Annotated in this window: 11 protein-coding genes and 1 pseudogene; 5 read left to right on the top strand and 7 right to left on the bottom strand. The window is 66.6% G+C overall.

The features are described 5' to 3' along the window. Positions 1-2: 2 nt before the first annotated feature. Positions 3-2,027 carry an OPT family oligopeptide transporter gene (locus ACQY4O_RS04455; protein WP_428375015.1) on the top strand — a complete coding sequence of 675 codons (2,025 nt, stop codon included), beginning with the start codon at positions 3-5 and terminating at the stop codon, positions 2,025-2,027. Beyond that, positions 2,024-2,776, top strand: a complete 753-nt coding sequence (locus ACQY4O_RS04450) for a COG4280 domain-containing protein (RefSeq protein WP_428375014.1) — start codon at positions 2,024-2,026, stop codon at positions 2,774-2,776. The genes ACQY4O_RS04455 and ACQY4O_RS04450 overlap by 4 nt, the downstream gene beginning before the upstream one ends. A 533-nt stretch (positions 2,777-3,309) precedes the next feature. Here the strand turns inward: ACQY4O_RS04450 and ACQY4O_RS04445 are convergent. The 6 genes from ACQY4O_RS04445 to ACQY4O_RS04420 all read right to left on the bottom strand — a co-directional run bounded on the left by ACQY4O_RS04445 (position 3,310) and on the right by ACQY4O_RS04420 (position 7,750). Next, the gene (locus ACQY4O_RS04445) at positions 3,310-4,758 is read right to left on the bottom strand and encodes a TonB-dependent receptor domain-containing protein (protein ID WP_428375013.1); all 1,449 of its coding nucleotides are present in this window, start codon (positions 4,756-4,758) and stop codon (positions 3,310-3,312) included. A gap of 84 nt (positions 4,759-4,842) precedes the next feature. Continuing rightward, on the bottom strand, positions 4,843-5,016 hold the full coding sequence (locus tag ACQY4O_RS04440) for a hypothetical protein (RefSeq protein ID WP_428375012.1): 174 nt from the start codon (positions 5,014-5,016) through the stop codon (positions 4,843-4,845). A 225-nt stretch (positions 5,017-5,241) separates the two neighbouring features. After that, positions 5,242-5,970, bottom strand: coding sequence for an SDR family oxidoreductase (locus ACQY4O_RS04435; protein ID WP_428375011.1), 729 nt, complete (start codon positions 5,968-5,970; stop codon positions 5,242-5,244). A gap of 72 nt (positions 5,971-6,042) precedes the next feature. Beyond that, positions 6,043-6,750 (bottom strand): hypothetical protein, encoded by a 708-nt coding sequence (locus tag ACQY4O_RS04430; protein ID WP_428375010.1) that lies wholly within the window; start codon positions 6,748-6,750, stop codon positions 6,043-6,045. Further along, positions 6,710-7,024 (bottom strand): alpha/beta fold hydrolase, encoded by a 315-nt coding sequence (locus ACQY4O_RS04425; protein WP_428375009.1) that lies wholly within the window; start codon positions 7,022-7,024, stop codon positions 6,710-6,712. The genes ACQY4O_RS04430 and ACQY4O_RS04425 overlap by 41 nt, the downstream gene beginning before the upstream one ends. 195 nt (positions 7,025-7,219) lie before the next feature. Then, positions 7,220-7,750, bottom strand: a complete 531-nt coding sequence (locus ACQY4O_RS04420; RefSeq protein ID WP_428375008.1) for an NAD(P)H-dependent oxidoreductase — start codon at positions 7,748-7,750, stop codon at positions 7,220-7,222. An 85-nt stretch (positions 7,751-7,835) separates the two neighbouring features. Here ACQY4O_RS04420 and ACQY4O_RS04415 point away from each other — a divergent pair, with 85 nt between their 5' ends. From ACQY4O_RS04415 to ACQY4O_RS04405, 3 genes and pseudogenes are all read left to right on the top strand, one after another. Continuing rightward, positions 7,836-8,759 (top strand): LysR substrate-binding domain-containing protein, encoded by a 924-nt coding sequence (locus ACQY4O_RS04415; protein ID WP_428375007.1) that lies wholly within the window; start codon positions 7,836-7,838, stop codon positions 8,757-8,759. A gap of 265 nt (positions 8,760-9,024) precedes the next feature. Next, positions 9,025-9,645: a recombinase family protein gene (locus tag ACQY4O_RS04410; RefSeq protein ID WP_428375006.1), complete on the top strand. Its 621-nt coding sequence runs from the start codon at positions 9,025-9,027 to the stop codon at positions 9,643-9,645. Then, a pseudogene (locus ACQY4O_RS04405) lies at positions 9,627-12,631 on the top strand (Tn3 family transposase). The gene ACQY4O_RS04410 and the pseudogene ACQY4O_RS04405 overlap by 19 nt, the downstream one beginning before the upstream one ends. Here ACQY4O_RS04405 and ACQY4O_RS04400 read toward each other — a convergent pair. After that, positions 12,529-13,200, bottom strand: a complete 672-nt coding sequence (locus ACQY4O_RS04400) for a TonB-dependent receptor plug domain-containing protein (RefSeq protein ID WP_428375005.1) — start codon at positions 13,198-13,200, stop codon at positions 12,529-12,531. The pseudogene ACQY4O_RS04405 and the gene ACQY4O_RS04400 overlap by 103 nt on opposite strands. Positions 13,201-13,356 lie beyond the last annotated feature (156 nt).

The following is a 13,356-nucleotide window of genomic DNA, read 5'->3' as shown; positions in this document are numbered from 1 at the left end:
CGGTGAGCGAGGCCGCTTCTGTTCGTGACCGGGCGGTCCGGGAGCTCACGCTCCGCGGGCTGGTGCTCGGCGCGCTGATCACCGTCGTGTTCACGGCGTCGAACGTCTATCTCGGCCTCAAGGTCGGCCTCACCTTCGCCTCCTCGATCCCGGCGGCGGTGATCTCGATGGCGGTGCTGCGCGCGGCCGGCGGCGGCGGCATCCTGGAGAACAACATGGTGCAGACGCAGGCGTCGGCGGCCGGCACCCTGAGTTCGGTGATCTTCGTGCTGCCCGGGCTGCTGATGGTCGGGCACTGGCACGGCTTCCCGTATGTCCAGGTGATGGCGATCTGCGCCGCCGGCGGCATCCTCGGCGTGCTGTTCACCATTCCGCTGCGCCGTGCCCTGGTCACCGGCAGCGCCCTGCCGTACCCGGAAGGCACCGCGGCGGCCGAGATCCTGCGTGCGGGCGAGGTCGCGAGTGCAGCCGGGAACAACGTGGCCGGCGCCGGCAGCGGGTTGCGCGAACTGCTCGCCGGCGGCGTGATCGCGGCGGCCTTCAGCCTCGCCAGCGGCGGCCTCGGATTGCTCGCCGACAGCGTCAGCGTGACGCTCGCCGCAGGGCCGGCCCTGTTCCGGCTCTCCACCGGCCTCTCGCTCGCCCTGGTCGGCGCCGGCTACCTGGTCGGCATCGGCGGGGGTCTCGCGATCCTGCTCGGGGCGGTCATCGGCTGGGGCATCGCGGTGCCCGTGCTCACCGCGGTCACGCCGCATCCGGCCGGCGTGGGTGCTGCCGCGTTCGCGACCGCGATCTGGTCGCACAAGGTGCGATTCATCGGCGCCGGCACGATTGCGGTGGCCGCGATCTGGACCCTGCTCGGCCTGATCGGCCCGGTCGCCAGCGGGCTGCGCGCGGCCCTCTCCAGCCGCAGCGGCGGCAGCGGCGAGCGCACCGAAGACGAACGCACAGACCGGGACCTCGCACCGCCGGTGATCATCGGGCTCGGCGTGCTGATGCTGCTCTGCCTGCTGGCCTGCTTCTGCAGCTTCTTCCTGGCGGGTTCGCCGCATCTCGGCGCCGCCCTCGGGCTCGGTGTGGCCTGCACGCTGGTCTGCCTGCTGTTCGGCTTCCTGGTGGCGGCGGCCTGCGGCTACATGGCCGGCATCGTCGGCTCCTCGTCGAGCCCGATCTCGGGCATCGCCATCCTCGCCGTGGTGCTGGTGTCGCTGCTGCTGCTGGGGCTGGACGCGATCGGCGCGTTGCCGGCGGAGTTCGCCGCCCACCATCGCGGCCTGGCCATCGCCTCGGTGCTGTTCGTGACGTCGGCGATCCTGGCCGCCGCCACCATCTCCAACGACAACCTGCAGGACCTCAAGACCGGCCAGCTCGTCGGCGCCACCCCCTGGCGGCAGCAGCTCGTGCTGATGGTGGGCGTTGTCGTGGGCGCCGCGGTGATCCCGCCGGTGCTCAACCTGCTCTACGCCGCGTACGGCTTCACCGGCGCGATGCCGCGTCCCGGCATGGACCCGGCGCTGGCACTCGCCGCCCCGCAGGCGACCCTGATGGCGACGATCGCGCGCGGCATCTTCCTGCACCAGCTTGACTGGAGCATGATCCTGATCGGCATCGGCCTCGGCGTGCTGCTGGTGATCGGTGACGCCGTGCTGAAGCGGCGCGGCCCCGGCCTGCCGGTGCTGGCGGTGGGCCTCGGGCTCTACCTGCCGCCGACGGTGACGGTGACGCTGGTGATCGGCGCCCTGCTGTCCTGGCTGACCGGCCGGCTGCGGCGGGGCGATGCAGCGGCCGGCACCGACAGCATGCTCGACGCGCATCGCCGGCGCGGCGTGATGCTGGCGTCGGGCTTCATCGCCGGCGAGAGCCTGATGGGGGTCGCACTCGCCGCGGTGATCGGCGCCAGCGGCCGCGAGGACATGCTGTCGCTGACCGGCCCGGGCTATGCCGGCATCGCCGCCTGGGTCGGGCTTGCGACGTTCGTCGCGGTCTGCGCCGGCTTCGTCCGCCACGTGGTCGGCACCGCCCGATGAGCCCGCACGCGATCTCGGCGCTGCTGGCATCCGGTGCGGCCTCGCTAGTCGAGTGCATCGAGGCGCTGACCGTGGTGCTGGCGGTCGGTTCCACCCGCGGCTGGCGCGCCGCCCTCGCCGGTGCCGCGACCGCGATCGGCGTCCTGGTGCTGCTGGTGGCTCTGCTGTGGCCGGCGCTGCGCCAGGTGCCGCTGGCGCCGCTGCGCGTGGTGCTCGGTACGCTGCTGCTGCTGTTCGGCGCGCGCTGGCTGCGCAAGGCGACGCGGCGCGCGGCCGGGATCATCCCGCTGCGCGACGAGGCCGCCGCGTTCCAGCGTCAGCGCCAGCATGCCGCGTCTGCTCCGATACGCTCCGGGCGCTGGGATGGCGCGGCGTTCGCCACGACGTTTCAGGCGACGGTGGTGGAAGGGCTGGAGGTGGTGTTCATCGTGGTGGCGGTCGGGTCCGGGCGGGCGGGGCTCTGGCTCCCGGCGGGTGCCGGCGCGGCGCTGGCCCTGGTGCTCGTGGCGCTGCTCGGGGTGGCGCTGCACCGCCCGATCACCCGCGTTCCCGAGAACACCCTCAAGCAGATCGCGGGTGCCCTGCTGTGCGGTTTCGGCACCTTCTGGATCGGCGAAGGCGCCGGTCTCGCCTGGCCCGGCGGCGACCTCGCGATGCCGGTGCTGGCGGCTGCCTATCTGCTGGCCTCGGTGATCGCGGCCCGCATCCTGCGTCGCCGGCTTGCGATCGGCTTCTCCGGTCCCGGCTGAACCCAGCTACCGGCTTGCCGCCCAATTCGCCATCTCCCGCAGTCAGGAAGCTGATCTTCGCGGCGATCCGGCAGACGTATTTCCTAACTGTGCGGTTCGCGACTTCACCGGTGAATTCAGCAATCCCCGCTACCGCCGGAGTAGAGCGTCGGACGTAAGCCTCGCAGCGGTAGTTCTATCAAATTTCCGCTCCGCATGATGGTTATCGTTCCAATCACCGAGACCTTGCCAACGGGTGTGCTTGTGACCGTGGCTGGAGCAGGCGCGAGCACGACCATTTGTTAGAGCGTGTGTGCGTCGAGTGCAGCCGCCCCTACAGTAGCATGAGCGTGTATCGTGGCGTGCCACGCAGCATCATTATCGACCTCAAGCTGCCAACCGGGGGGACAGTCACGCAGGGCAGCCACGCGACCGGAGGCGACCGTCAGATCAAGACCCATAAGTCGGGCGTCTCGGGCCAGGGAAGCCTTTTAACCGGGGGTCTGGGGCCTCAGGCCCCGGCGGGTCAAGGGCGGAGCCCTTGCCTTTACTTGTTAAAGATAGGCTGCCACCGAGAAGAAGATGCCGCGGCCGGCCTGCACCCAGTAGAGCGCCTGCCCTTCGAGGGTCTGCCCGTCATAGCCGGTCAAGGACCGGTGGTCGAACAGGTTGGTGACGTTGACGTTGGTGCGGATGCGGCTGCCGAACAGCGGCAGCAGGTAGCCGGCATTGAGATCGACCTCGTTGTACGACTTGATCGGAAACTGGTCGGCCTGTCCGGCGAAGGCCGTGTCCAGCCCGTATTGCGGGCCGAGCGATTTCAGCACGATGTTGCCGAACACTTCGTCCCTGTCCCGCACGACATTGCCCTTGTCGTACAGCAACGCCAATGTTGCCGTGCGGCGCGGCGTCTGCGCCAGGTTGTTGTCGTTGTTGCCATAGTTGCTGTCGTTCAGTGAGCCGTTCGCATAGGCGGCGAAGCCGTGGCCGAGGGTGATGGTGCCTTCGACCTCGACGCCCTTGAAGGCGGCGCCGCCCTGGTTGAAGTAGGTCGTGATGCCGCCGACGCTGTTGCTCGAGATATAGTTGTGGAACTCCACGTCGTAGGCATCGACGCCGAGCTTGAGCCAGCGTCGCTGGAACACCGTACCGACCTGGTAGCTCCAGGTGGAGGAGGGCTGCACCGAAGCGGGTGCGGTGGTCGAGAACAGGTTTAGCTGCGGCGTCAGGAAGCCCTCCGCCGCCTGCGCGAACAGCGACCAGTCCGGCTGTACGTGCCAGTTGGCATCGAATGACGGCAGCGGCTTGTTGTAGGTCGCATGGTCATCGGCCGGTGCGCCGGTCAGGGTGACCGGGCCGTTCAGGTAGCGCGTGACCGAGCTGTATTTGACACCGCCGGTGATCGTCACGTTGCTGGCCGGTTTCCAGACATATTCGGCATACGGCTGCGCCGTGGTGAGGGAGGCAAAATACTTTGCGATGAATTGAGCGGGTCTCGACATGAGCGAGTATGGCTGCAGGTTGCGGGTGAAGTCGACCAGCACCTCGTTGGTGGTGAAGCCTTCCCTTTCGACCCAGAAGCCGAGATTGAGGTCGCCGTCCGCGGTGGTCTTGGTCAGCCGGAACACGTCGCCCCAGTTGCGGTAGTCGAGCTGGGTCGCCGTGCCCGGCACGTCGTTGGTGACGTTGGCGGCGGTCCCGTCGATATAGATCGTGCCGGACAGGTTTGGCGCGGTCCCGCCGGGATCGTCGGACAGGAAATGGCGCTGGTAGTACGCCGTCGTGTAGGCTTGGTTGTCCAGGCTCCAGCCTCCGCCGAGGTCCGAATTCACCTCGATATATTCGAAGTCGGTGGTGTAGTTGTCGCGGTCGTAGCCGTTGAAGGACTGCGAGGTCGGATCCGAGTTCAGGCTGTAGTTGCGGCCGTAGCGGTCCATGTTGGCGAGCGTGGCACCGAACGGGGTCTTGGTGAGGTCGTTGTCGAGGTTGACGACGGCGGTCACCGTCGTGGTGGCCCCGATCGGCTGCTCGTATTTCCCGAACAGGTTGCGGCGCTCGGTGGCGGAGCCCGATTGCGCGCCGCCGCTTTACTCGCGCGTGAGATCGAGCAGGATTTTCGCGCCGCCAAGGTCGGCCAGCGATCCCGACGAGCCCTCGGCGCCGAACAGCTTGGTGCCGAAGCTGCCGAACGTGCCGTAGGTCTCGAGCCCCGGGGAGGCGGACAGGTCCGGGGACCGCAGATCGAGGGGTCCAGGGAGCAAGGGAACGGAAAACCTATGTAAGAGCCGACGTAACTCCTATGGCCGAGATTGGCGGTTAGCATCCGGGCGGGTTCAGGAGCCGCGATTACGTTAGCTGCTGTTGCCAAGCCATCCGCGTTACGAGGTCGTTGCCGAACGGCGTGCCGAATACACTGTCTGCCCTACAAATCAGCTCTTCGCTAACATCGACGCTTGTGTCTGAATCGCATGGCCGGCGCCTCGATTTCATCCAGGCGAAGCACCTCGCATTCCGCCGTCGACGTCGAGGATCACGCCCGTGACGTAACCGTTGCCGGCGAGGAAAACGATTGCGTCGGCCACCTCCTCCGCGCGCCCGATCCGCCGCACAGGCACGGAAGCGATGATCTGCCCGAAGATGCGGTGCTTCAGCGCCTCGGGGTGCTTGTCCCACCAGGGCGTGTCGATCACGCCTGGAGAGACCGCGTTGACCCGAATGGGGCCAAGCTCGTGCGCGAGCGGCAGGACCATCGCGGCGAGCGACCCGTTGATCGCGGCCAACCCCGAGGTGCCTGGATTGGCCATACGCGCCGAGTTGGCGATGACAAAGGTGATCGAACCTTGTTCGCGCAAGTACGGCAGCGCCGCCTGTGCGCATTGCCACTGGACCCAGAACTTGGCGTCGAACCCACGTATCAGGTCGTCTCGGGCGAGCGTGGCGAAAGGACCCGCACCCACGCCACCAGATGCGGCGATCACCAGGTGGTCGATATGATCCGTGCGCGCGAAGAAGGCATCGAGCGCATCGCGATCGGAGGCGTCGATCGACTCTCCACGCCCTGTGTCGCCGAGCCCGGCGACCGCCAGCGCGAGCTTGTCCTTGCGTCGTCCCGCGACGATCACATGCGCACCGGCCTCAACGGCGGCATGGGCCGTCGCGAGACCGATGCCGGACGTTCCGCCCATGACGACGAGCGTTTGGTCGGTCAACTTCATGGCGTCTCCTCCATCATTACTTAGTGTTCCTGGCGCTTGCTCTCGGCTCTCGTCGGCCTGAGATCGTCGACCTCAGCGGAGCGGTCTGAAGAACGTGCGAATGTCCTCCGCCAGCAGACCGGGTTCCTCCCATGCCGCGAAGTGACCGCCGGAGGGCATCTCCGACCAGTGCCGAACGTCGTAGAAGCGTTCCGCCCACCCCCGTGGTGCGTTGGCGATATCCTTGGGGAACATGGCGAAGCCCACGACCGCACCTCGTGACCGGTTTTCATCGGTGGCGTTAAGCGGCAAGCCGTGCCGTGGCTTGGCGAGGTCGCGATAGCCCAGGAACGAGATACCGATCGACTGGGTGATCCAGTAGAGCATCACGTTCGTGAGGATCTCGTCCTTGGTGAAGCGTCGTTCGATATGGCCGCCACAATCGCTCCATGCCTGGATCTTCTCGACTATCCAGGCCGCCAGCCCGGCGGGGGAGTCGTTGAGGGCGACGGCGGGCGTCCAGGGTTTCGTGCCCTGGATGTGTATATAGCCGCCCCCCAGCTTCAGAAACTCCTGCCTTCGAGTCAGATAGTCCTCCTCGGCGGCGGTAAGACCTTCAAAGCCCGGGACGCCCCTTGTCGCGGGCACGTTGGTGAAATGAACGCCCGCCGATGCGGTTTCATGATCTCGGCAGAGCTGGTCGCACACCATCGCGCCGACGTCGCCTCCATGTGCGCCGTAGCGGCCATACCCCAGCACGTCACTCATCAGGCTGTGGAGCACCGCGCCGAACTCGTTCAAAGACGAGCCATCCGAACCCCGGGGGGGAGAACCCGCAGCCGGGCAGGCTCGGGACGACGACGTCGAACGCGTCGACGGCATTGCCACCATGCGCGCCCGGATCGGTCAACAGCGGGATGAGCTTGTCGAAGCGCTGGAACCCGTCCGGCCATCCGTGAACGAGAACCAGCGGAAGCGGCGCCGGTCCGAGACCTCGCTCGTGAACGAAGTGAAGTTTCGTGCCACAAACTTCGGCGATGGAATGTGCATACCGGTTGAGCGCCGCTTCCTGCACCCGCTAGTCAAACTGATGGAGCCAGTAATCGACCAGCTCGGCCAGGTATCGCAGGTTCACTCCATCGTCCCAGCCCCGATCCTCAAGGAAGGGAGGACTACGGAACGCTCTCAATCGTTGGCGAAGATCATCGAGCACATCCGGATCAACGCTGATTTCAAATGGCTGTATCATAGCTGTCATCGCCTCGTCGGCTCAACGCTGTAGCATCGGTGCTGAAAGCACGACGGACTTGTAATCCTCGCCCGCCCGAGACAGGGCCGCGTCATCAAGATTGCGGACGTCGTGCACGGCAAGCGGCGCTTGCCATAGCCAGCTACATTTGCGCGCAGTGGCCTTGAGTGGCGCGAACAGCTCGTCGATCGTCATTCCACTCGGCTGGTAGCTTGCCGACGGGCCGCCCGTCGTCGTCGCCGCGAGGATCGGCAGACCAGCCGTGGCTGCGGCGATGTCCGGCTCCATGTAGAATAGCGGTGTCAGCACCGCATCCTGCCAATATTTGAGCAGTGGCGGAGTCGAGTACCACTGCAGCGGGAATTGCAGCACCAGTCTGTCGGCGCGCAGCAGCCGCTCACGCTCGACTGCGGCGTCGATCTTGCCATCGGGATAGAGCGCATAGAGTTCGGCCACTTCGAGTTTGGGCAGGTCTCTCAGCCCGGCGAGCAGCGCGCGGTTCGCACGGGAGGCAACGAAATCGGGGTGGGCGAGCAGCAGGACGGTGGTCAAGTGCGAGGCCTCCTTGAACGCTCCTAGATGGCGGGTAGCAATACATTGGTCAAAGTGATGTTTGTTATGCTATCTCATTCACGCGATGAAGCTGCGCGGGATCGACCTTAACCTGCTTGTGACCGTGGATGCGCTGCTGGACGAAGCGCATGTGGGCCGGGCTGCCGAGCGCCTCGGACTATCCCAGCCGGCTACCTCAAACGCGCTCGCTCGCGCGCGGGCGCTGTTCAGCGATCCGCTGCTGGTACGAGCGCCGCCGAACGGGCTTCGCCGAACATCGCGCGCCGAGGCGATACGCGAGCCTCTGCGGACCGCGCTCGCCGATCTGGCCAGGATCGTCACGACCGGTCCTCCGGATTTGGCCACCCTTCGTGGGGCGGTCCGGCTCGTCGCATCCGACGTTCCAGCCGCCGCGCTCGGCACCGCGTTGACTGCGGCGTTGGCGAAGCGAGCACCAGGTATCGACCTGATCTTCCACCCTTGGCACGCCGGTGATGAAGTCCGGCGACTTGAACGCGGCGAGGTGGACCTCGTTATTACCGTCGCGTCCGCCTCACACGGATCGTTGCGGACCGAACTTCTGGGCACATACCCCTACGCCATCGTAATGCAACGCGACCACCCGGCGGCAGCGATTGAGACGTTCGACCTCGATTGCTGGTTAGCCTTTCCCCACATCGTCGTTTCCGGCCGCGGGGATCGGCAAGGCTCGGTCGATGAGGCGCTGGCCCGGATCGGGCGACATAGGCGCGTCGCCGTTGTTGCACCCACCTTTCTGCACGCGCTCGAGTTGCTGTGCGACACGGACCTGCTGGCCGCATTTCCGATAGGCGTCATGGAAAGCAACGCCGCCGCTCGGCTGACTTCCCGTCCCGTGCCCCTCACCCTTGCGCCGGTTTCGCTGCACCTCGTCCGGCATCATCGCACCGACATGGATCCAGCAGTAACGCTTGTCGCCAAGCTGGTGCGCGAGGTCGCACCACGACTGCGTGGCGAGGAAGCTGGATAGCTGGCGTCACCGCCCTGATGCACACGCTTCTTGAACGAGCGGCAGGTTTGAGGAGGTCGGTATCGCGTCGCGAAGGCGAACTATGGGGCGTAACCAGCCATCCCCCTCTACGCCGCCGTTCTGCTCCGGTAGCGGGAAACATGTGTTTGGCGTCACCTGGGCATGGGACTGCTCAGGACCCCAACCAAATCTCTGCTTTGGTGTGCGACAAACGGTGTCGGATTGGCGCAGTGTGCGGGAATCCTGGATAGGAGGTTTCCCGCATATGCTGGTGGGCTACATGCGCGTCTCATCAGACGGCGACCGCCAGAGCACCGCCTTGCAGCGCGACGCCTTGCTCGCGGCGGGCGTGGATGACCGACATCTTTACGAGGACAAGGCAAGCGGCGCGCGAGCCGACCGGATCGGCCTGGCCCGTGCCCTCGCGTTTGCCCGGTCTGGCGATTGCCTGGTCGTCTGGAAGCTGGATCGGCTCGGCCGGTCGCTGCCGCACCTGCTGAGTATCGTCACCGGCCTGCGCGAGCGCGGCGTCGCGTTCCGCAGCCTGACCGAGCAGATGGACACCACGACGCCGCATGGCGAACTGCTCTTCTCCATCTTCGGCGCACTTGCCCAATACGAGCGTGCGCTGACCCAGGAGCGGGTGCGCGCCGGACTGGCCGCTGCCAAGCGGCGCGGTCGCCTGGGTGGCCGTCCACCTGAGATCAATGCCGAGAAGCTGGACGCGATCATCGCGGCACTCAACGGAGGCGCGACCAACGCCGCGGTCTGCCGGACGTTCGGCGCCAAGCGCACGACGCTGATCGAAACCCTTGCCCGCGCTGGCTGGTCGGGTCCCGGCACGGTGGCGATCGGCAAGGAGCTGGAGTGCCCGTCTCCTTCCTGAACGAGGAACAGGAACGGCGTTACGGCCGCTATGCTGGCGAACCTGATGCCGAGCAACTGGCGCGATACTTCCATCTTGATGACGCGGACCGCGCCTTCGTGGCCGGACGCCGCGGCGCCCACATGCGGCTGGGCTTTGCGGTCCAACTCGGCACCGTCCGGTTCCTGGGGACCTTCCTGGAGCAGCCCGATGACGTGCCTGTATCGGCCGTCGCCTTCGTGGCCGTCCAACTTGGCATCCAAGTAGGCGGTCTCCTGGCGGAGTATGCAGCTTCACGTTGGCGGGAACGGCACCCGATCGAAATCCGCGACCGTTACGGATACCGTCCCTTCTCCGAACCATTCGTGCAATTCCGGCTCAACCGCTGGCTTTACGCCCTGTGCTGGACAGGGTCCGACCGCCCCAGTGCCTTGTTCGACCGCGCCACAGCCTGGCTGTTCGCGCAGAAGGTGCTGCTGCCGGGCGTGACCACGCTGGAGCGCAACATCGCCCGCGTGCGCGCCCGCGCCGCACAGCGGCTCTGGCGCCAGATGCTGACAGGCATGACGTTCAATCAGCAGGAACGTTTGGAAGCCCTGCTCGTGCCGCCCGAAGGTGCACGGCAGAGTCCTCTCGATCGCTTGCACGACGCCCCGGTGCTTCAGAGCACGGCTGAGCTGTCGCGTGCCGTGACGCGCCTCGATGAAGTGCGGCTGCTCGCCGGGGGCCTGCCCCACACTGACCGGCTCCCCCGCACGCGGGTGCTGGCAATGGCGCGGTTCGCCACGGCAGCGAAAGCGTCCGCGGTCGCCCGCCTGCCGCAGGACCGCCGCCTAGCCACCTTGACCGCCTTCATCAGGACGTTGGAGGCGACGGCGCAGGACGACGTGCTGGACCTGTTCGACATCGTGGTCACCCGCATCTTTGTCGATGCCCAGAATGTCGGCCGCGAGGCCCGGATGAGGGGTCTGCGCGATCTCGATGCCGCTGCCCTGACGTTGCGACAGGGGTGGTGTCTGTTGCTGGAACACGGTGATGGCGATCCGCGCGAGGCAGTGTTCGCCAGCGTGGCGCGCGATGTGATCGAGTCGGCCATGGCCCGGGTGGATGCGCTCGCCCGACCGCCTGACGATCCCTATTTCGATGAACTGCTGGCCCAACATCGCCGGGTCCGCCGCTTCCTGCCTGATTTGGTACGCGCGGCCCATCTTGGCGCCACGCCGGCCGCTAGGCCGCTTCTGGCAGCTGTGCAGCACCTGGGCAAAATCGATAGCAGCGGGAGCAAGCTGCCTGTCGAGTTCGTCCCGACTGGCTGGCAGACACGCGTCGTGGTCGATGGTGTCGTGGACCTGAAAGCCTGGACGCTGTGCCTGGTGGACCGCATGCGTGCGGCCCTGCGCCGGCGCGATCTCTTCGCGACGCCAAGCCTGCGCTATGCCGATCCGCGGCTCGGTTTGCTGGATGGCGCGGCCTGGGACGCGGCCCGTCCAGCCGTGTGCCGGTCCCTCGGCGTATCGGCGTCCGGCCCCGAGGAGGTTGCACGCATGGCCGCTCGCCTCGACGCTGCCTATCGCGATACAGCCGCCCGGCTGCCGGAAAATGCGAGCGTGCGGATCGAGACGGCCATCGATGGCACGGCGACGCTGTCGCTCTCCGCGCTCGATAAGCTGGAAGAGCCGTCCAGCCTGATCGCGCTTCGGGCGGCAGTCGCCGCGCGCATGCCCCGGGTGGGCCTGCCTGAGCTGCTGCTGGAGATGCATGCCCGGACCGGGTTCGCGTCGGAGTTCACGCACGCAAGCGAACGCAGCGCCCGCGCTGGCGATCGGCCTACCAGCATCTGCGCCGTGCTGCTGGCGGAAGCCTGCAATACCGGGTTGGAGCCACTGATCCAGTTGGACACCCCGGCGCTCCGCCGCTCCCGCCTGAGTTGGGTCAGGCAGAACTATCTCCGTGCCGAGACCCTCACCCGTGCCAACGCGGCACTGGTCGCGGCGCAGGCCACTATCCCTCTCGCCCGCGCCTGGGGCGGCGGCGACGTGGCATCGGCCGATGGCCTTCGCTTCGTCGTCCCAGTCCGCACGATCCACTCGGGTCCAAACCCGCGCTACTTCGGCCAGGAGCGTGGCGTCACCTACTACAACCTGATCTGGGATCAGTTCACCGGCCTGGGCGGCATCGTCGTGCCCGGCACGTTGCGTGACAGCCTGGTCCCGCTCAGCGTGCTGCTGGAACAGGAAACCGCACTTCAGCCCACGGAGGTGATGACCGATACCGGTGCCTACACCGACGTCATGTTTGGCATCTTCCACCTGCTCGGCTTCCAGTTCAGCCCGAGGTTGGCCGACATCGGCGGCGCCCGCTTCTGGCGAGTGGATTCCAAAGCGGACTACGGCGTGCTCAACGGGCTGGCGAGGCACAGGGTGAAGATGCCGCTTGTCGTCGACAACTGGAACGATCTGTTGCGGTTGGCCGGCTCGCTCAAGCTCGGCCTGGTGCAGGCGGTGGCCTGATCCGGACCCTGCAAACCAATGACCGGCCAACCAAGTTGGCCCGCGCCCTGGAAGAGTGGGGTCGCGTGGTGAAAAGCCTCTGCCTGCTTGCTTACATCGATAACGAAAGCTATCGCCGCCGCATTCTGGTTCAGCTCAATCGCGGCGAGGGACGCCACCAGCTCGCCCGCGCCGTGTTTCACGGCAAGCGGGGCGAATTACGACAGCGCTACCGGGAAGGCCAGGAGGACCGACTCGGTGCGCTCGGCCTCGTGGTCAACGTCATCGTGCTCTGGAACAAGCTGTACATGGACGCGGCCTCGGCTAAGCTTCGCGCCGACGGCCATCAGGTCCGGGATGAGGACGTTGCCCGCCTATCCCCACTCGGCTTCGAGCACATCAACATGCTTGGCCGCTACGCCTTTATCCTGCCGGACACCATCGCCCGTGACGAACTCCGGCCCCTACGCGATCCAGCCTCAGACAGCTCCGAAAGCGAGGAGCCGGTCCTTACATAGGTTTTCCGTTCCACTGCTCCCCAGACCCCATCGACCGATCCGCCGAAGGTCGCGGCACCGATCGCGGAAGCCGGACCGGGGCCCCGATTGACCGTCACGCTGCCGAAATCACGCGAGAAGAAATAGCCTCCGGGCTGCGGCGCGAGGTTGAAGGGGAAACCGGGGATCGGAACGCCGTCGAACAGGACACTGAACTCGGTATATTGCAGGCCGCGTATGCTCTGGCCGAAATCATGCTGCAGCCCGGGGCCGACCGGGTTGATGTTCATCGCACTCGGCGTCAGCGCCACCACGTCGTCGTAGTCGGCACTCGGCACCAGGATCTTCTTCAGGGTCTCCGCATTGACGGTGCTTTGCGGCTCCGTCTCTTCGATACTGGGCTGGCTCGGGGCGAATTCGGAAGCGGTTGTCGGCACAGGATTGATCCTCGCACCGGTCACCTCGATCTGTTCGGCGGCCGGCGGAGCGGATACCCCGGTGGCCTCGGCGGTCCGCGCGTCAACGCGCATGGCGGGCAGCGTTGCGCAGAACACCACACCGCCAAGCCGCGCCGCGCGTCCGCCGCCCATCCAGTCCGTCATCATCGCCGTCGCCGCTCCATCCATGCCCGTCAGCGGCAGCAGGAGTGGCTCCGGCGCTCGCCCCCGGTGCGATCCTGTCTGTCAGGAACTCGTCAGGTCGCGGCCTTATGCCGCGCCCGAGCGGGTTTGTTTGGAGACGATTCG

This window comes from Lichenicoccus sp. (assembly GCF_965277665.1).
Taxonomy (GTDB): Bacteria; Pseudomonadota; Alphaproteobacteria; order Acetobacterales; family Acetobacteraceae; genus Lichenicoccus.
The sequence above is the reverse complement of the archived record's forward strand: the minus strand, read 5'-3'. Positions and strand labels throughout refer to the sequence as shown.

Bases quoted from the DNA above. Each gene is read 5' to 3' on its own strand.
- ACQY4O_RS04450 (WP_428375014.1), top strand. From the start codon at position 2,024: ATGAGCCCGCACGCGATCTCGGCGCTGCTGGCATCCGGTGCGGCCTCG.
- ACQY4O_RS04435 (WP_428375011.1), bottom strand. From the start codon at position 5,970: ATGAAGTTGACCGACCAAACGCTCGTCGTCATGGGCGGAACGTCCGGC.
- ACQY4O_RS04415 (WP_428375007.1), top strand. From the start codon at position 7,836: ATGAAGCTGCGCGGGATCGACCTTAACCTGCTTGTGACCGTGGATGCG.
- ACQY4O_RS04410 (WP_428375006.1), top strand. From the start codon at position 9,025: ATGCTGGTGGGCTACATGCGCGTCTCATCAGACGGCGACCGCCAGAGC.
- ACQY4O_RS04400 (WP_428375005.1), bottom strand. From the start codon at position 13,200: ATGGGCGGCGGACGCGCGGCGCGGCTTGGCGGTGTGGTGTTCTGCGCA.